General features: G+C 59.2%; 14 protein-coding genes and 1 pseudogene. 2 read left to right on the forward strand and 13 right to left on the reverse strand.

Features of this window, described 5'->3' with window-relative positions:
* Positions 1-404: 404 nt before the first annotated feature.
* The 9 genes and pseudogenes from ACWGTI_RS30815 to ACWGTI_RS30855 all read right to left on the reverse strand — a co-directional run bounded on the left by ACWGTI_RS30815 (position 405) and on the right by ACWGTI_RS30855 (position 12919).
* Positions 405-3875: an AAA family ATPase gene (locus tag ACWGTI_RS30815; protein WP_454590476.1), complete on the reverse strand. Its 3471-nt coding sequence runs from the start codon at positions 3873-3875 to the stop codon at positions 405-407.
* On the reverse strand, positions 3872-5128 hold the full coding sequence (locus ACWGTI_RS30820; protein WP_454578545.1) for a metallophosphoesterase family protein: 1257 nt from the start codon (positions 5126-5128) through the stop codon (positions 3872-3874). Before ACWGTI_RS30820 ends, ACWGTI_RS30815 begins: the two co-directional genes overlap by 4 nt.
* 210 nt (positions 5129-5338) lie before the next feature.
* The gene (locus tag ACWGTI_RS30825; RefSeq protein ID WP_454590477.1) at positions 5339-8404 is read right to left on the reverse strand and encodes a TrlF family AAA-like ATPase; all 3066 of its coding nucleotides are present in this window, start codon (positions 8402-8404) and stop codon (positions 5339-5341) included.
* 183 nt (positions 8405-8587) lie between these two features.
* Positions 8588-8884: a type II toxin-antitoxin system RelE/ParE family toxin gene (locus ACWGTI_RS30830; protein WP_454590478.1), complete on the reverse strand. Its 297-nt coding sequence runs from the start codon at positions 8882-8884 to the stop codon at positions 8588-8590.
* Entirely contained in the window at positions 8881-9141 is a 261-nt protein-coding gene (locus tag ACWGTI_RS30835) for a type II toxin-antitoxin system ParD family antitoxin (RefSeq protein ID WP_454578547.1), read from the reverse strand. Before ACWGTI_RS30835 ends, ACWGTI_RS30830 begins: the two co-directional genes overlap by 4 nt.
* 400 nt (positions 9142-9541) lie before the next feature.
* A pseudogene (locus ACWGTI_RS30840) lies at positions 9542-9833 on the reverse strand (ArsC/Spx/MgsR family protein); the annotation flags it as partial.
* Positions 9834-9888: 55 nt separating this feature from the next.
* The gene (locus ACWGTI_RS30845; protein WP_454590479.1) at positions 9889-10716 is read right to left on the reverse strand and encodes an ABC transporter ATP-binding protein; all 828 of its coding nucleotides are present in this window, start codon (positions 10714-10716) and stop codon (positions 9889-9891) included.
* Positions 10713-11498, reverse strand: a complete 786-nt coding sequence (locus ACWGTI_RS30850; protein ID WP_454590480.1) for an ABC transporter permease — start codon at positions 11496-11498, stop codon at positions 10713-10715. The genes ACWGTI_RS30845 and ACWGTI_RS30850 overlap by 4 nt, the downstream gene beginning before the upstream one ends.
* Entirely contained in the window at positions 11495-12919 is a 1425-nt protein-coding gene (locus ACWGTI_RS30855) for an ABC transporter substrate-binding protein (RefSeq protein ID WP_454590481.1), read from the reverse strand. Before ACWGTI_RS30855 ends, ACWGTI_RS30850 begins: the two co-directional genes overlap by 4 nt.
* Positions 12920-13263: 344 nt before the next feature.
* Between ACWGTI_RS30855 and ACWGTI_RS30860 the strand changes: the two genes are divergently transcribed.
* Positions 13264-14172: a Crp/Fnr family transcriptional regulator gene (locus ACWGTI_RS30860; RefSeq protein ID WP_454590482.1), complete on the forward strand. Its 909-nt coding sequence runs from the start codon at positions 13264-13266 to the stop codon at positions 14170-14172.
* Here ACWGTI_RS30860 and ACWGTI_RS30865 read toward each other — a convergent pair.
* Genes ACWGTI_RS30865 through ACWGTI_RS30880 form a run of 4 tightly spaced genes read right to left on the reverse strand, consistent with a single transcriptional unit; the run spans position 14086 to position 17323 of the window.
* Entirely contained in the window at positions 14086-15042 is a 957-nt protein-coding gene (locus tag ACWGTI_RS30865) for a HEAT repeat domain-containing protein (protein WP_454578552.1), read from the reverse strand. The two genes, ACWGTI_RS30860 and ACWGTI_RS30865, sit on opposite strands and share 87 nt — an antisense overlap.
* 1 nt (position 15043) lies before the next feature.
* Positions 15044-15277 carry a 4Fe-4S dicluster domain-containing protein gene (locus ACWGTI_RS30870; RefSeq protein WP_320302892.1) on the reverse strand — a complete coding sequence of 78 codons (234 nt, stop codon included), beginning with the start codon at positions 15275-15277 and terminating at the stop codon, positions 15044-15046.
* A 12-nt stretch (positions 15278-15289) separates the two neighbouring features.
* The gene (locus ACWGTI_RS30875) at positions 15290-17026 is read right to left on the reverse strand and encodes a fumarate reductase/succinate dehydrogenase flavoprotein subunit (protein ID WP_454578553.1); all 1737 of its coding nucleotides are present in this window, start codon (positions 17024-17026) and stop codon (positions 15290-15292) included.
* Positions 17027-17035: 9 nt separating this feature from the next.
* The gene (locus ACWGTI_RS30880; protein ID WP_454578554.1) at positions 17036-17323 is read right to left on the reverse strand and encodes a gamma-butyrobetaine hydroxylase-like domain-containing protein; all 288 of its coding nucleotides are present in this window, start codon (positions 17321-17323) and stop codon (positions 17036-17038) included.
* A gap of 495 nt (positions 17324-17818) precedes the next feature.
* Here ACWGTI_RS30880 and ACWGTI_RS30885 point away from each other — a divergent pair, with 495 nt between their 5' ends.
* Positions 17819-17995 (forward strand): hypothetical protein, encoded by a 177-nt coding sequence (locus ACWGTI_RS30885; RefSeq protein ID WP_454590483.1) that lies wholly within the window; start codon positions 17819-17821, stop codon positions 17993-17995.
* The last annotated feature ends 577 nt before the right edge of the window (positions 17996-18572 follow it).

Consider the following 18572-nt stretch of genomic DNA (forward strand, 5'->3'; position numbering starts at 1 on the left):
CAAGCTACGGTCACTAAAAATCAATGACTTACGTGGCTATGTTCTTTTTGTGTTCTCGTCCAGGTGTTCAAGTCGGGCTTGACACAAGGCTGCATCCCCCGGCCGGCCACTAACCCGAGCCGTTGGGACACGGCTGGAGGATCCCCGGGGTTTTCTCATTCATAAGATACAAGTGTGCCTCGACTTCCGCACGAACCAAGCGGGTTGCGTGCATCCTTGGCACAGGTTCCTCGGTCGCTATGCCGGGTCGATAATCTCCGATCAGGTTCGTGATTGTGGACCTCGTTGGTCTGCGAACCGAAGGCATAGCCTTCCCCATTTCCGGCGCTTGGCCCTGTTCGTCAATCTCGTCTAGCGCCAGCTCCATCAATCTGGCGGGCCCGCGTGCTTTGAAACGACGGCAACTAATTGAGCTCGTGGATCGTGACACCTGGTACAACCGTCTTGGCGATCTCGCACAGGTGCTGGTGATGGGTGAGGTAGATCACCTGCCCCGCGGTCGCCATCTCCCCGAATAACCTGAAAACCTCCTCGGACCGGACGTGGTCGAAGGTTTCCATGATGTCGTCGGCGATGAAGGGCACGGAGGACCTAAGCCGCGCAAACTCGTAATACCCTGCAAGCCGCAGGGCCAGGTAGAGCTGGAACCGGGCGCCCTTCGACAGTGCGTCAGCGATCTTGGACTGCCCGTCGCCTTGCACGGCGATGAGGACTTCGCCGCCCTTCACCGGTTGGGTCGCCAATCCCGTGTACTGACCGCGTGTGATGAGCGCGAAGGCGTCAGACGCCCGCGCCATCATCCCTGAGCGATGACGCTCGCGGTAGACGCGCAGAGCGTTTCCAGCAGACAATATTCCCAGTTTCAGTTCGATGTAGCGGACAGCCTTTTCCTCGATGTCCAGCAAGACGGTGCGCCGTTCGGCATCGATGCGGGCAACAGCGCTGTCGCCGCCAATGGCGTCCAGCTTGTCGGCCGCGCGCGTCTGCCTAATGAGCTGTTGCTGCATCGCTTCGTCAAGATCCCGCAGCCGTTGCTCGCCTTCGGCCCTCTCGATGGCGAGGCCATTCCAATCGAGAGCATCTAACATCGAACGCGCCTGCTCGAAGCCTTCCATCGCAAGCTCGGCCGCCACCTGCTCCTCGAGTTCGGCGACAGCATTGCGCAGGCGATCCCTGTGGCGCAGCAGCTCGTCGCGTTCCACGACTTCGGAGAGCGTTGCTACGCCAAAGACGCCCAAAACCTCGTTCTTGCGGCGCTCATGTGTCGAAATCTCAGCATCGAGACTCTCACGAGCGTCCTGGAGGCGCTGCAAATCGGTGACGACGGTCGCCTTCGCCTCACGCGTGCGCTCGGCCCGCTCCAGACGCTCGGCAAGCCGGATCGCCAACTGTTCCGGTTCGTCGTCGTCCGCCGGCTCGCCCGCTTCGGCTGCAAGGGCGGTGACCTCGACCAGGAAACTGGCCCTGTCCGCCTCCATCTTTTCGACGCGGAGCTGCATAGCCTCCCGCTCCTGGAGACTCTTGGACAGTTCAGCCAATTGATCGAGGACGGTGCCGACGCCAGATGCCGAAAGCCCGTTCTCGAGCCAAGTGCCCTTGAGCGCATCGGAAATGCCGGCCAGCCATTCTTCCTCACGCCGTCCCGCCACATCCACGGCTCGTCGCCTGGCGGCGAGTTCCTCTTCCTTGGCGCTGACAGTTTTGAGCGCCTGGGCATGTTCGGCATCAACCTTGCGCTGCCGGTCGAGGAACAGCTCCGCGACGGCCATGATGGTCTCCAGGCTGTCGACGGCGTCCGACCCGATCCCGACGCTTTCCAGCGCCCCGCTGAGCTCCAGGCGTACTCGCTCGCCTTCATCGGCCGCCCGCCTCGCCTTCTTGCGGGCAAACTCGATCTCCTCCCAGGCTTCGAGCGCAGCGCTGTGGGCAGAGAGATGGCCCTCGATGAGTTCGGTCATGCGCTCCAGCGACGGTTCCAGGCATTCCCCGAGCAGATCTTTCGCTGCCGCGCGCATTTCCGACAGGAGGGTGCCCGCATCCACCTCGACCCGAGCAAGTTGCTCGCGTATGCGAGCAATGTCGGCCGCGGCTTGAGTAAATTCGCGCGTTGCTGTGCGGATTTCGGCAAGCTCGGACGCGCTGGACAGTCGGCCTGCGCCGACATTGTCGTCACGGGCTAACGCCGTGGCGAAATCATCCGCTGTCTCGCCGGTAAGCTCGCCTCGATGCCTCGCCCAGGCCTCGTCCCGGGCACGCCGGATGGTTGCGGCCGCTTCATCGTCGGCGCCACCGACAGAGGTACGAAGGGCGTCGAGACGCGAGGCGAGCAAATCGTGATTGCCGTGGTATTCGGCGAGACGTTCGGAAAGTACGGCTCTGTTCCTGCCAAGCTCCGCCGCCAGAGCTTTCCAGCCGCCAAGCTGCCTGGCGCTCGGGACGGAGATCCTGGCCAGCGCCCCGGCATCTCCGGACCAAGGGTGCAATCGGCCCAGTGCCGCCTCCCACCGGATGGCGGCCGCGTCCTCCGCCTCGCGTGCCGCCTTGATTTCGCCGAGGTGCCCGCTCACCCTCGCCTTCGACAGTATCGAGCTCAGCCTTGCCCTGGCAGGCTCCGGCACCGCCCGTTCCTCGCCAACCCGGTCCCGCGCCGCCTGAAGCGCATCCAGCGCCGCTGCTGCCTCATCGCGGGCGACGCGTAGGCGGGTCGCGATCCCCGATCGCTGCTCGAGCATGGCGCGGACCGCGCCAACAGTGGCGGCAAGCAAAAGTAGCGCGGCGGGATCTCGCTCGGAAGACCGTCCCAAGGCGGCAAGACAGGTCGTCACGGCGTTGTTGAGGATTTGCCAGTCCGTCCGGCGATTTGGCAGGTCCAGACCTGCCGCGACATGGCGTACCTTGCTTTCCGCCAAGCCACGAATGCGCTCGGAAATCGCCAGGATCACCTTGTCGACGTCGACCAAGTCGGTTTTCGCCGTCAGGCGCGCGACTTCGTTGACGTTTGTGGAAAGCCGCGTTCTCAGACTGGCGTCGTCATCGATCAGTCCGGCGATGCTGCCTGTCCAGGTCCGAGGCGGTGAAGTTATGTCGGGCAACTCTGCCAGTTGGGCTGACTTGCGCCGGATATCGGCCAGGATCGGGCGCGCGCGCAAGTACCTGGCAATGGCATCGAGCCGGGCTGACAGTATCGATCGTTCGGTGATGGTGCGGTCGTATTTTTCCATCGCGTCGCGACGTTCGACTTCAAGACTCTCGTAGGTCGACGCCAACGTGTCGATCGCATCCCTGCGCGACTTGAGTTCCGCCAGGCGCTTCTTGAGCAGCGCCAATTCGGTTCCGTGGGCCTGCTTGCGATACAGTCCGTCCGCTTCGGCCTCGAGCGCGCTCAATGTGTCACTTACATGGCCAAGACCGGCGCTGGCCGTAAAGAGAAGTTTGCCCAGGTCTCCACGCGACTCCAGGATCGATTTCCCGCCCGCTTCCAGTGTCTCGTCGTCCAGCGAAAACATGGTCTCGTATGCGTCGCGTGACAGACCGGCGAGATGTGCCGTTATCGCCACATCGCTCACCGGTTGGCCCTCAGCGTTCAACAGTGAGTTGCTGCGCTGTTTCGTGCGCGTGAAGGCATGCTCGGCATCACCGAGTTCGAGCACACCACCGATGCGCATCGCGCCATACTCGTGCAGGAAATTATAGCGGCTGCGTTCCTCGATGCCGAATAGCAAGTCCAGATAGCCAGAAAGCGCTGTCGATTTGCCGGCCTCGTTAAGGCCAAACACGATATGCAGGTCTGGCCCCGACACCGGGTTCGGTCCGAAGTCGATCGTCCTGTCGGTAAACTTTCCATAACGAATGAGGTCAAGGCGCCGAAGCCTCATTGCGATCCACCGGACTTGAGGCGGGCCGTGACCAGGTCGGCGCCGCTGGCAAGAACCTTGTCGAGGAACAGCTCCAGCGCAGTCTCGTCCTTGCCAGCGAATTCGCGCCCATCGGGCGGAAGATCGGCGATCGTTTTCAGGACCAATGCCCGCGCCTCAGCTCGGAAGGCTTCCGAGCTGGCATCGGCGCGCATGGATTGGGCGAGTTCGAAAATCGGATCGGCCTCACCGGGTGTTTCCATCCTGGGTGGAATGAGGCCAAGCTCAAGCTTCTCCACCCATGTGTCCCCCGCCTGTTCCGCTACCTGCTCGGCCTCGGCCAAGAGAAGGTCCCTGTCGCGGATAATTGCCCACGACAAAGGCGACATCCCAGTGAGACCGAGACGGACCACGGCATGACGCGACCGCACGGAAGCGCGGATCGCTTCGAGCGCGGATCGCACACGCGCGACGGCTTCGGACCATTCCACTGCCCCGGTCAGATCTGCGTTCACCCGTTCGAATTGCGCAACGCTGGTCAGCCTTTCCTCGATCCCGACCGAGTGGTCGTCTCGTATCGTCACCAGGGTAACGGATTTCTCGCCGGCCTCGTTGATGTCCCGGCCTTGCGGCATCCCTGGCATCACCACCGTGCTCGCTCCAGGATGGACTTGGCGGACATGGATGTGGCCGAGCGCCCAATAGTCAAAACCATGGCCGTGCAAGTCAGCGACGCTGCAGGGGGCGTAAACGTCGTGGCCGGGCGATCCGGCAAGGCTGGTGTGCATGATGCCCACATTGACAGCTCCTTCGCGAGCGGCCGGATATTTGGGCAGCAGGCTGTCTTGCGCCTTCGGGTTGGCAAAGCTCAAGCCGTGGAACATGACGTCCAGCCCGCCGGCCGTGTGCAGCACTGACTGGGGACGGCCGCCAAAGATCGTGACCGTGTCCGGAAACACCAGCTGTTTCGCTATCCGAGACAGGGCGTCGTGATTTCCGCGGATCTTGAAAACCCGGACACCGGCCTGGTGGAGGCGTGCCATCTGCGACGCCAGGAACCTCGCCGTTTTCATCGACGTCTGGTCGCCATCATAAAGATCGCCAGCAATGACGAGCGCATCGACACGTTCCGCCAGGCACAGATCCACTATCGAGACGAATGCCTGGCGACTTGCGTCTCCGACGAGTTCTGCAAGATCGGGATTTCGCATCGCCAGCGAACGGAGCGGCGAGTCGAGATGGATGTCGGCCGTATGTAGGAATCGAAATGCCATTGGCGGTCTCCGGCCTCTGAACACGAGGGCGCCTATGCCGGCGTTATTTTCGCCGCTGCCTTATCACGTTGGAGGATGCAGTTGTCAAAACTCATCCGGAGCTTGGCTTGTGCCTTGCTGGACTGATGGCAAGTGGGACCACAGATCAGCACTGCGCCCTGGACCAGGCACTCTTCGCCTCGAACCGACATCGTGCTGCGAACCCATTCCTCAATGGTACTTCTGGCCTCTGTTATCGAAGGCCATCTTTGTGCCCTCCAGCACGTCAACGACAGCTCTATTCATGATCCCGTCTTCGATCGAACCTGACTGGTAAGAGATTCGCGCGCCGTTCTTCCTGTCGAATGTTGCGTGTATGATCTGCTCGGCATCGCACACCACCGCCAAGTTTGGATTGTGCGTGACCATGATGATTTGTCTGGCCTTCTTCGCCTCGTTGAGAACTGGCACGAGCAGGCTTACGACCGTCTCATTGTCCAGATTCTCCTCGGGTTGATCGAGCACGATGGGATTTCGTCCCTTGTCAACCAGCAGATAGAAAATCAACAGCAAGGCGCCTCGCTGCCCGGGCGACAGCTGTTCTATCTGCGTATCCTGAAAGAGCAGGGTGTACTTCGGCTCCAGATACTGAAGACCGAAGAGATAATTGTAGACCTCTGCCGGCTCCTTGTCCTTGCGCATGAGAACCCTGATCCCTGGAACCTTGCTCGCTGCCTTCTCGGCGCTCTCCGTCAGCAGGGAAGCGACGTCCTCGGCAAAGCCTGTCGCATCGGCCGCACTCCCGAAACGATATCTCTCGAACCGGCTTCGGACCGCGATGAAGCTCTCGTCTTCCCCGCGAAGCTCACCGATATTCTGCTTGATGGCACTAAATAGGTTGGTAGCAATCGCGTCAGGTGAGCCCAGCAGCCTGGCCTGGAATTGAAGCTTGTACTCGTCCCGGATCAGAGAATTGCTCTGAATCAAACGTTGCAGTGGCGTGAACAGCTCCTCCCGCGCGGCTCGCTGTTCTTCCAGCACCGAAAATATCTGAGCGGTTACCTCTCGTCGTGATGCCCGTTCTTGCGCAAGCTTCGTCGGCAGTTGGTTTATTTGAACAACCCTTAGCTGCAATCCCTTGAGGCTTTCAGGCTCGGTTTCCGAACCCTCGATCGCCTCCAGTGCGGTTTGCCATTCCTTCAAGGCTTGTTTGTACGCCTGGTATTTCTGCTGCGGCTCGTTCAATTTTTCAGAAAGCCGATTCTGTTCGGCGACCAGTGCGATCTCGGTCGTAGCGGCGCTTTCCACGTTCTTTGCGATCGTTTCGTCGCTGCTGGCCAGCATCTGGTGGTGCTGTGTCAGGACGTCACGATTGACGGTCAGGGTGATCAGCTCTTCTGCTCTCAAACCGGCGGTGGCAAGGTCGTCGGCGATTTCGGACACGAAGGCTGCGAGTTGCTTCTCAAAAAGCCCAATGCGCTCCCGGATGTTACGAATCGACCGCTGCTTTCTGCCGATTATCTGCCTGTCATCGGCAGCCTTCCTGGCGTCATTCTTCAATTGCTCCAGCGCCGCTCCGATCTCCGCAAGTCTGGCGCTTGCCTGCCGCTGATCAGCAGTGAGTTGGTCCGTGGGTTGCTCGATTACGGGTGGTTTAATTGCGGTGTGTTCCTCAATCTGCGCCTCCTTGAGCCGGATCTGCTCCTCGAGGTTTTTTTGCACATTGGGGTGAAGCTGATCTTCGATACCCACAATATGCTCGTTGAGCGCCCGCAGCGATTTGCGAAGTTCATTCGCCCGAGCCCGGAAAACGTTTTCTTGCTTGTCGATGAGTTGATCGAAACTCAGAGCCTCGAGGCGCACGTTGTTCGAGACGTGAGAAAAGATCACCTCTCGGAGCTCCTTCTCGAACTCGTCAGTCTTGCCTGACACATGATCATTGCACAGAGCTTCGAACCGGCCTTGCGGAATGTACCGGACGAGTTCGACCCGTTCAGCCGACGGATCGTCGGCAAGGCTCATCACACACGGATCGCCAGCGAGCCAAGAGAGTTCGCCAACGAATTGGCGGGCCGGCTCTCCTGCTTTCCCGCGGAATCGATCGCGTTTCAGAAATGAGAAGTGGGCGCTTTGCTGGGAGTTGCCCAGCAAAGCCAGGATATCGGCGAGCGCGCTCTTGCCGCTCCCCTTGTTGCCGATGATCGCAATGAGGTCGGGGTTTAGAGGAATGTCTGTTCCATGCAGCCAGGTGTCCGCAAGTGTACTGTCAGACGCCTTGCCTACGCGAATCCGATCTATGTAGAACGTCTTATGCTGGTTGATACGCTCCAGCTTCGGAGGTCGTTCACCTAAAAATGAGCGCTTCGCGGGCTCTCTCAGCGCCTGCAACAAGCCCTTCCAGGTTGGATCAGTCTTGATCCAGGTGCGCTTGCCGGACGGAAAGTCGCCGTATCCGCGCTTATCGGTGGTTCCGTTTCCCCGGAAGCAATGAGCATCGCTGCCGGACACGGCAAGTCGGGGGATGCCTTTCAGTGCAGCCTGGAAGTTACCAAGCCATTTCTTGTTGGTCTCTGTCTCGACACCACAAAAGGCTGCCCAGAGATCCGGCCTTCTTGTTTCAAAGATTGGAGACGATTCGAACAGGCCAAGCGCATAGGCGTAATGGTCGGTCCAGTTGACGGTGTCGAGACCGTCGTTGGTCGAGAAGGGCATAAAGCCGACTGCACGAGCCCCGGGTACAAGACGGATCGCCTCCTTGTACGAATCGACATTCACTTCCGCGATTTTACAGCCGGCGATGAACGCCTCCGCGTCGTCCGACGCAATTTTGCTCTTCTCAAAACCATGTTTTGCCAGTTTGTCTGCGCCCGCATATCGCGCATACTCGATGAGCGCGTCGCGAGACAGGGGTTGATTGATCAATTCAAGCTTCAACCGAGAGAGAAAATCTCTGAGATGCTGATCACTGATCTCATTGGAGAAAAGAACGTGGGCATTCAGTCGTCCCTCCATCGGCGCCGCCAAGCGGAGTTCGATACCAGGGAAGACAGTTTTCATAAGCTCCGCCGCAGCCGGCTGGACCTGGCGCGCCTTGAGGGCAAACCAACCGTCGAATGTCCAGTAGTCCATGAGCCCAAACGCTATCGGAGCAGCGTCATTCAGGGCGCGGATCATCTCATCGATGAGCTGATCGTTTCTGGCTTTATCCGATCCGAGCCGTTCGCCGTCCCAATGGAATGATGCTGGCGAGTGTACGTGTAAGTCCCACTCACGCCATTCAGATCCTCTGGAGTACATATTCAGGAGCCCTCCGGACCAAGGCATTGACTGTGCCGTGATCCCCCCATTCTCGTTCAATACTATCGACTAGGCGCGCCCCATTTCTTCTTCTATGAGGGCGGACTAGATTCGGCAAGCGGGACGCTCGACCAATTCTGCTCTTCGCCATTGCAACTTCCAGACCGGCCCCTTCTCCAGGGTCTAGCCCTCAAACAGTATGGCGGCATAGTCCATCGCACCGTGCAGGACGTGGACGATAACAACCTGCTCGCCATTCACACGGTAGAAAATCAGGTAGTTTCCATGGACGCGGCGGCGGATTTCATGCCGTTCATAGCGGGGCACCAGAGGGAAAGCTTTTGGGGACGTTGCTATGGTTAGGCATGTCTGTTCCAGCTCATCGACGAATGACAAAGCTCTGGGCGGATTATCCTTCGCGATGTAGTCGGCTATCTGCCGCAAATCCGCCTTGGCTTCGGTCGTAAAGCGCACTTTCATTCGGCCGAGCCCGGCAGCATGGCTTTGTAGCGTTCCCGCAGTTCGCTGAAAACATCCTCGGCAGCATGGGTTCGCCCTGCGTCAGCATCGGCTATTCCACGCATGATTGATGCATCCAGTGCGGCCAGTTTCGTTTCTCGATCTTGAACCAGTCGCACGCCTTCCCGCAGAACCTCACTTTTCGAGCCGTAGCGGCCCGTTTCGACGAGTTGCTGGATGTAGCTTTCAAGTTGTTTGCCCAGATCAGCGCTGATCATATGAAACTCCCTCGGTCACGGCATACCTCAGATAAGGCTCTTATCAACTATTATCAACATTCCTTAGCCCCTTCAATCACACTTGGGTACACCAGAGTGACGAGCGAAACTGCCAGCTGACGAGCTGAGGCGAGCTGTTTTCCTGTGGCTTCAGGCTTTGCCATCTCGCACAGATGTTGATCGTGCGTCAGATAGACGACATCTCGGTTCGAGGGCGGTGCCTCTGGACCTTTTTTGCTGCCGTATAGGCCGAGGAATTGACGTGCGCAGATCGGCCGCACGAGCGCGCGACTGGCCACCGTAGGCTGTAGCCGAAATGCACGATCGTATCGGATCGAACCCGCAGCTGTGACCATTTGCGAGCCGTTGCAGCCAGGAAGGATGTTTGCATCGGCACGTGGACGGCCTTCTCACCATCTTCCTTGATAAATTCGGCCACGTTTAGAAGCGCCTGCACCGCTTCCGAGGGCCGGCAAAGCCTAGTGCCCTTTGGCGTCTCGACGATCGTCCAGTTGATGAGGGTCGGATGGCGAGCATGAAATCCATCACCTCTTCGTCGCTCCATTTCGGATCGGCAACCCAAGGTCCCCGTAAGGCGTTCCCCTCTCGCTCACAAGTTCGCGCGGGGTGATGCCCATCGCCGAGATGAGTTCCAGCAACCGCTCGCGGCTCGGTGTCTTTGAATAGTCGATTGAGTGATTGAGCGACCGGATAATCCCAGAGCAGCGAGCCCGCAAAGCGTCGCCTCTATCCTAGCGGCGAAAGCCGCGCCAAAGTATCCCGCTGCCTGTCGCTACGAAGCAGCTTCAGGCAGTGCTGCTTCAAACGCAAGAACTGGATTGACGCGATCATTTCGGCCGTCCTCGGTCTCTCGAAATCCACATTGATTTCCTCTTGGATGCGACCCGGCTGTGCCTGCATGACGATGATGCGATCCGAAAGCAGGATGGCTTCGTCGATATCATGGGTGACGAAGACAATCGTGGTCCTGAATTGCTCCCAAACCTCCAGCAGCAGTTCCTGCATCCTCAGTCTTGTAAGCGCATCCAGGGCTCCAAAGGGTTCATCCATCAAAAGTAGCCTGGGCCGGTTGATGAGGACACGGGCCATCTCCACGCGCTGTTGCATGCCGCCAGACAGCTGGCCGGGGTAGTGGTCTGCAAATCCGTCGAGGCCGACAAGGTTCAATATCCTGTCCGCTTCACGCCTCCGTTCGGCGCGCCCGACACCGCGCATCTTCGGTCCGAACGCAACATTGTCACGTGCGTTCTTCCATGGAAAAAGGGTGTGATGCTGGAAGACGATGCCTCGGTCCGGGTGCGGGCCTCGCACGGGCACGCCATCCACGGAAAGCCTCCCAGAAAGCGGCAAGATATGTCCAGCCAAAGCGCCAAGAAGGGTCGACTTCCCGCAGCCGGACGGCCCCAGAAGACATACGAATTCACCCGGCGTGACTTCGAAGCTTACATCGCTAACCGCTTCGAAGGCCGCGCTGCCCCGTCCAAGCCGAATCGAGACGCGTTCGGCCGCGATGCGGCCCATCGTTGCCCGGATTTTGCGCTCCTGCATGTTCATGATTTGCCGTCCTTGCTGTGCCACGGGAGGAGTGCCGCTCCCACAGCCTTCAGCACAGCACTGCTCGCCATGCCAAGCAGCCCAATGACAACCATGCCGACGATGATCTCGGGATAGTTCTGCAGCGTGTAGGATTCCCAGGTGTAGTAGCCGATGCCGAACTGGCCTGAGATCATTTCGGCGGTGACCAGACAGAACCACGATGTGCCCATGCCAATCACCAGCCCGGTGACAATGCTCGGTGCGGCGCCAGGGATGATCACTTCCAGGAGCATGGCCGAGCGGGTGCTGCCCAGGCTGCGTGCGGATGCGATCAGCCGCGGATCGATGTTTTCGACGCCGTGGACGGTGTTGATGAGGATTGGAAAGAGAGCGCCGGTGAAAGTGATGAAGATCATCGAAAGCTCCGAGGACGGGAACATCAGCACCGCCAGCGGGATCCATGCCACGGCAGGGATCGGGCGCAACAGTTCGAGAGGCGCCTGAAGGAAGTCCCCGGCATATCGGAGGCGGCCGATCAACAGACCCAACGAGACGCCCACCACCGCGGCGATTCCATAGCCCGCAAGGACCCGCTCAAGGCTGCTGGACACATGGGCAAAGAGCCGTGGGGATCGAAAGAACTCGAGCGCGGCCGACGCGACGTCTCCCGGCGGCGGCACATTGGCGAAAGTGATGATGCCGAAGTCCAGTTTCAGGGTGGACGCCATCTGCCAAACAGAGAGGCAGAAGGCGAGAGATCCCGCCCGCCGCAGCCAGCGACCGACTTGAAGGCCGATCATTGGTCGTCTTGATAGCTTGCCAGGAGGGCAGCTTTGACGCCGGCAAAATCCAGCACGCTTCCGCCATGGGTCTTGGCCCAGTTCTCGGCTTTTTCCTTCAGAAGGAACGCGCTGACCTCGCCGCTATCGGAACGCACGAACCAGGCTTGTTTGCCCAAAAGCTTGATGCCGCTGTCGCGGTCCTGGGCATAGAATACCCTTATTGCCTTGCCCTCGCCTTCTATCGCCTTGAAGGCCACAAGGGCGTTTTCCGGCGAGGCGTAGTGTCTCACCTGCGGCTCGCCATCGACCCAGATCTCGGCGACGCGCCTGGAATCCTTGATCTGCTCGCCCGTCGAAGCATCCTTGGCGTTCAATGGCAGCTGCTCGTAATCCTTGAGTGCCGCTTCATAATCCAGGCCCGACGCCTTGAACGCCGCTCGAATGAAACGATCGTCGACGAAGCTGTCGACATCAAGCGAGCTGTCCGCCTTCTTAAGGAGCTTAAGAGTTTCGATGGCGGTGGCCACGGCCTGTCGATACTCTGGCTTCCACGTTAGATCGCGGGTCTGTAACCCAAGCGGACCATGGAACAGATAGTCCACCTCGGCGTCGACGCCGGTGATCTTTCCGATCAGCTCGCTGTACTTCTCAGGCTCCTTGCCGATGAGCTGGTCTGCCTCGATGACAGCACGAAGATAGGCGACGACGATCTCGGGATATTTTTCGGCATAGGAAGCATCAACCAGGACGCCGTGAAAGGTTGGCACCTTTGCCTGCGAACCATCGTAGATCTTACGGGCAAAGCCACGCCACGGGAAGAGCTCGGCGAATGGAACGAAATCGGCATGGGCGTCGATTTGATCTGCTTTGAGAGATGGGCCGGCGACCTCGGGAGCCTGGGTAATGATCTTGACGTCACGGTCGGCGTCCCAGCCTTGCGCCTTCACGGCCCGCAACAACATCCCGTGCGAGGTGGAAGCAAACGGCACCGAGATCGTCTTGCCCTTGAGCTCCGCCAGGGATTGGATGGGCGAATTGGCTGGCACGACAATGCCATTGCCGCTGCCGTTGACGCTTCCCGAAAGCACGGCAATGAACAGACTCTTTCTCCCCGCCTTGAGGTGCGCAAGGCCGTTCAATGAACCTGGAAAATCTGCCATCACCCCAAAATCGAGCTTGCCGGCGAGCTGCTCGTTGGTGATTGGCGCGCCGCTCGTGAAATTCTTCCACTGAATGTCGTAGGTGGCGGCCTGGTACCTGCCGTCGTGCGGAAGATATTTTTCAAGGAGATTCAATTCGCGGATGAGAAGCCCGCCGGTCGCGGTATTGATCGTCGTGTCCTGGGTGCCGATAGCCACGCGAATGGTTTCTGCTTTGGCAGCCGAAACGAAGACGGCAGCCGCAAGGGCGATCGCAGCGAAGTGTGTGCGCATGTTCATGGTCCTGTTCCATTAGTCGTGTCCCGGACGGCCCGGTGGCTATTTGGTTCGGCGACCGGTGGACGGACGCCGACCGCTGCCTGACTGATTTATGAGGCGGTCTCGCAAGGGGGATAAGCAATTATTTGCCCGGGCAGCCGAAGGAACTGTTTCGACTCGCAGAGCAAATCTTGATGCCGGGCATGCTCTTAACGCTGGATATCAAACGCTTGGGCATCACCCGGCAACCGGGCAGCGGGCGCAAACAGAGACAATCGTTCCAGCAATGGCAAAAATGCGCAATGATATTTCTTTATACTCTATAGACTTTATATAGTTTTGCTCCGATCTATGGAGGAGCGACCATGACCTTGCCAACGCTCGCCCCGAGTGAGGCCAACGATCGGAGGCCGCAGCCGCGGCCAGTGCCGCCCAGCCAGGTCCTGCTCCCTGGTGACCAGGCACTCTTCCTGAGCGAAAGCGTCGAGGGCCTGGACGAAGGCGCGCATTTTCTAGACACGCTAAACCCGGACGAACTGACAAGGCTCAACAGTCACGGCCGGCGTCTGGCCTTCTCGACCGGTGAGGCGATCTTCAGCCAAGGCGATCGGCACGGAGGCATTTTCATAATCGAAAGCGGTCAGGTTCGTGTCTTCTATACCGCTCCGTCGGGACGGGAAATCACGCTCGCCTATTGGACAGCCGGGCATTTTATTGGCGGTCCCGAAATGACTGGCGAAGGCGCTCACATCTGGTCCGGCGAGGCGCTTAGCGACTGCCAGATCCTCTTCCTGCCTGCCTCCGCGCTCAAGAGGCTCGTCGCGGAGCTTCCGGGCTTCGCTCTCTGTCTTGTGCAGGGGCTGGCCGCAAAGGGCCGATGCTATTCGGCCATGGCGCAGATGCTGGGCACGCGGTCAGTGATCGAGCGCCTGGCGCAATTCCTGATGAATCTCTCGGAGCTTCACGGCGTTCGTGACGGGCATGCCGTGATCATAAACGCCAAGGTGACGCACGATCAGATCGCCGCGATGGTGGGGTCGACGCGCCAGTGGGTAACGATGATGATGAAACGCTTCCAGAAAGATGGGCTGGTCACCGTCACGCCGCGACAAATTCGCATCGAGCACCCGCACAAGCTAATGAACATGGTTTCGAAGGACGGCGCCATTCACCGCCCTTCGACAGTTCTAGCCGAGCCGGGCCAAGGCCCAGCGCACCGTCTTGCGGACGTCGGGGTCGGCATCGGAGATGTGGTCCATCAACGCCTCGCGTGAGGCTGGGGCAGCGATTTCGCCAAGCGCGGCGGCAGCCTCCTTGCGCACTGCTGCAATCTCGCTTCGAAGCGACTTTGAAATTGCCGGAACAGCCGCATGGGCCTTGAGCTTGCCAAGCGCATTCAGGCATCTCAGTTGGACCTGCCAGTACTCGTCATCCAAGGCAGCCGTCAGTCGATGGACCACCGAAGCCTGGCCGAGCTGACCGAGCGAATCCGCGGCGGCGGCGCGCACCTGCCAGCTGTCGTCGCCAAGCACAGCCGCGACCGCCTGAGCGGCCGCAGGCTGGCCGGAGAAGGAGAGCGCACTTGCAGCAACGGCCCTGACGCCAGCATTTGGGTCAAGTGTCGCGCCAATCAGGGAGGGCAATGTCTCCTCCAGTTTGAGGTAAGCGATTACGCCAAGCGCCTGAGCCCGTACCTCCGGATTGTCGTCGCGAATTGCAGCAAGCGCCGGACCGAGCGATGCCGGAGACCGCAGCGCCCTCAAGCCTCGAAGGGCGGCGGCGCGGACGAAAGCGCTCTCATGTTCGAGCAGTGGCCCTATCAGTTCCGCTGCCGCCGGAGCCTTGATTTCGGCAAGACCCTCAGCCGCCGCCTTCGCCACGGTGCTGTCTTCGTCCGTTACCAATTTGACGAGCCCGCTTGCGGCTTCGTTCGAGTCGAACTCGGCAAAGGCGAGCGCCACCTGCAATCGCACGGCATCATTTGGATCCTCGACCGCGGCCAGAAGATGAGGCAGCACGTCGCGGCGCGCGGTAGCGACGAGATCAATCACCGCCAGTTGCCGCACTCCGCCGTCGGCGTCGTTGAGGCGTTCGACTATGTCGTCGATGTCGCCAAAATCTTCGAACGGTTCGAAGGCACTCATCTCAGCGCAACAGGTAGGGAATGTTCACGGTGACCGCCCCCGTTGGGCAATCTGTCTCGCACGGCATGCAGTACCAGCATTCGTCGAATTTCATGTAGGCTTTTCCGGTTAAATCGCTGATGCGCAGCACGTCCAGTGGGCAGACGTCGACACAGACGGTGCAGCCCTTGTCAGCGATGCATTTGGCATCGTCGACGACCACGGGAACGGCAGTAGGCGAAAGCGCGAGTGGCATATATTCTCCTGGTCAAGCATTTTTGGAAACACGCAGACGATCGTAGGCTGTCCGCTCTTCGTCCTCGATGGGAACGACGTAAGATTGGACAGCTCGCTTCTCGGAAATCATTCGGCCGTCGATCTTGCGCAGCAGCGTGTGGCAGAACCAATTCGCGTCGTCCTTCTCGGGATGATCGACTCGGTTATGGTAGAGGCCCCAGCGACTTTCGGTGCGATAGAGCGAGGCATGGGCCGCCATTTCTGCGCAATCGAGGATTGAGGATACCTCCAGGGAACGCATAAGTTCGTGGGCGTCGCGGGCGACAAGTGCCGTCTCCAGATCGTCTCGCGCCTCGGCAAGTCGGGCTTGCCCGATCTGCATCTTGGCCGTGACCTTTGGCGGCTGGAGATAGTCGTTGACGAGGCGCCGGGTCTTGTATTCCAGCTGATTTGGCGGAATGCCGTCGTCGCGTCGGGTAGGCGCCAGCACCCGTTCGCGCTCCCGCCTGAGCAGATCGCTGTCGAATTCCGGCAGGTCGGTCTCACTTGCGATTTCGGCCGCGTGTTCCCCGGCTATCGCGCCATTGGTGAATGCGCCGAGCATATAGTTGTGTGGAACACTGGCCATGTCGCCTGCTGCGTAGAGACCCGGCACGGTCGTGCGAGCATATTCGTCCACGAACACGCCGGATGCGCTGTGACCTGAACAGAAGCCGATCTCAGAGATATGCATTTCGATCATCGCGTTGCGGTAGTCGGTGCCGCGGCCTTGATGGAATCTGCCGCGCGAGGGGCGCTCGACCTTATGCAGGATCTTTTCGATCTCGCTAACCGTGTCGGAATGCAGATGATTGAGCTTCAGGAAAACCGGTCCCTTGCCCGATTGCAGTTCGTTGTAAAACTCCTGCATCATCTGTCCCGACCAATAGTCGCTCTCGATGAAACGCCTGCCGTCGTTGTTGGCAGTGTAGGCCCCGAATGGCCCCGCAACGTAGGCGCAGGCGGGACCGTTGTAGTCCTTGATCAGCGGGTTGATCTGGTAACACTCGAGATTGGCGAGCGCGGCGCCGGCGTGATAGGCCATTGCATACCCGTCACCCGAATTGGTCGGGTTCTCATAGGTTCCAAACAGATAGCCTGAGTGAGGCAAGCCGAGCCGGCCCGCCGCTCCCATGCACAGGATCACGGTTTTGGCGCGAACCACGAGAAATTCGGCCGAGCGTGTATTCACCGCGATTGCTCCCGCGATCCGGCCGTTCTCCGTGGTCAACAGGCGGGTTGCCATGTAGCGATTGGAGATCAGAATCCGCTCGCGTCGGAGCTGGCGGTAAAGCGCCTTTTTTACCGTGTCGCCATTCGGCATCGGCAGGACGTATGTTCCGAGGTGATGAACCTTCTTCAGGTCGAAATCGCCATTGGCGGTCTTCTGGAAGCGTATGCCGAAGCGATCCAGCTCCTCGATGATTTCATGACAACGCGATGCATACTTGAAGACCGGGGCTTGGTCGACGATGCCGTCATTGGCGATCGTGATCTCCTTGGTGTATTGCTCAGGTGTGGAGTAGCCGGGCACAACGGCATTGTTGAGCCCGTCCATGCCCATCGAGATCGCGCCCGAACGCTTTACATTTGCCTTCTCGAGCAGCACGACCTTCAGATCGGGACTGCGCTGCTTGGCCTTCAACGCGGCCATCGGACCAGCTGTGCCGCCGCCAATGACCAGAACATCGCAAGCGACTTCGGCTTGCCCGTCGACAAAGTGGTCCATTGTGCTTCCTCAACCCTGTGTGTCGACGATTTCGCGCAGATAGCGCCAAGGATAGATGCCGCGGTCGTGACCATCGGAGAAAACCAGCCGCATGGCATACGAACCGACAGCCACGGCGCTGACGATGGTGATGTCGTCGAAAGAATGCTCCCTCCCGTCGATGGCGGACCGGACCTGATGGGCCGCTCGGCTGAGTGCGCGCAACCGTGAGGCACGGACAGCACGGAGAGAGCCGTCATTCCAAGTGATGGCTAAGGATCGGCGGTCGGCGCCGATTCTTATTTCCAAAGGTTTCATGTCGTTTCCTGATCGTTCGGCGCCATTGTACGAACGAGTCTCGGTTCGACACGCAATAAATTGCCTGCTTTTGCCGTTGAATTTCAGGACGATTGAGCTCTGGGATGAAATAAGCGCGCAGCGCCGTGCCTTTGACGGGAAGCCCCTCCCCCTTTCGTCTTCTGCCCAACCCAGGCGCCATCAGAGCGGAGCCTAAAGTCGGCCGGGTTGCAGGCCATCATTGAGCAGACCGCTGTTGCTGCGGCGCATGGCTATACGGTTGTGACGAACGAAAGTCAGTTTACAGGTGGCACCTATTCCGATGACGTGCCGAAAGCGCGAAATCGGAGTAATGTTCAAATGAGGTCCCCACTTTCTTATTGAGGCGGCATTGTCCAGGAAATCAAACCGGAGCACGGCACATGCCTTCTTCGGCACCGCCAGACCCTACGCATAAGCTGAAAGGCAACAGGGCCAGACCGAAGCATGAAACCTAAGGACAGGGCACGGCCTTTCGTGCCGACCGAAATCCACGTTGCCACGTTCGAGGATGCCGGCAGCACTATCGGCATCCTTTCGATAGCGACAACGGAAGGGCTTCTAGAGATCGCACTGGATCAGGAATCCGCCAACGCCATCATCAAGGCCATCTGCACTATTAAGTCCAAGCTAGACCCAAGCACGGCCCGTTGAAGCCTGGTTCGGCCATATCTGCTTTTCGCCCAGCATCAGCCTGTAGCTCTCATTCAATGATCGTCAAAGCCTCTTTGGCCGAATAGAAGGTCGCAATTGTTGTGACGTTGCCGTCTGCGACACGCTCCAGGCGATAGGCTTCACGATACGGGCTGTCTTCGTCCACCAAACATTCCCCCAAGCGGGGCTCATTAGCAAACGTTCATGAAGCTTTCGTGAGACAGCCACGATGGAGGATGTGATGCGACTCAGATTGTTGGCCCCGCTAGCCAAACTTTTTCGCATACAGTTTAGGTCGATGGAATGCCGTATGGAGCGGTTGTCGCCCAGCTCCGCCCTGGTTGTTCAACCAATCTGCACAGTAGTAGTTGTGAACCCCATTCCTGGGCGATGCAAGCCACAACGACCACATCGTCAGCGTCAACCAACGCTTTCAAGTCGTCGCGGATTTTGCGCGGCTTGACCGCTGTATCCAGCAGCCATACCCGACTTAAACACCGCCTGTAAGAATAAGTTATTAAGTCAGCATGTTAGGCGCGCGCCGGCGCGTGTTACCACTACATTTTGGGGGTGATCT

The organism is Mesorhizobium sp. ArgA1 (assembly GCF_053714375.1).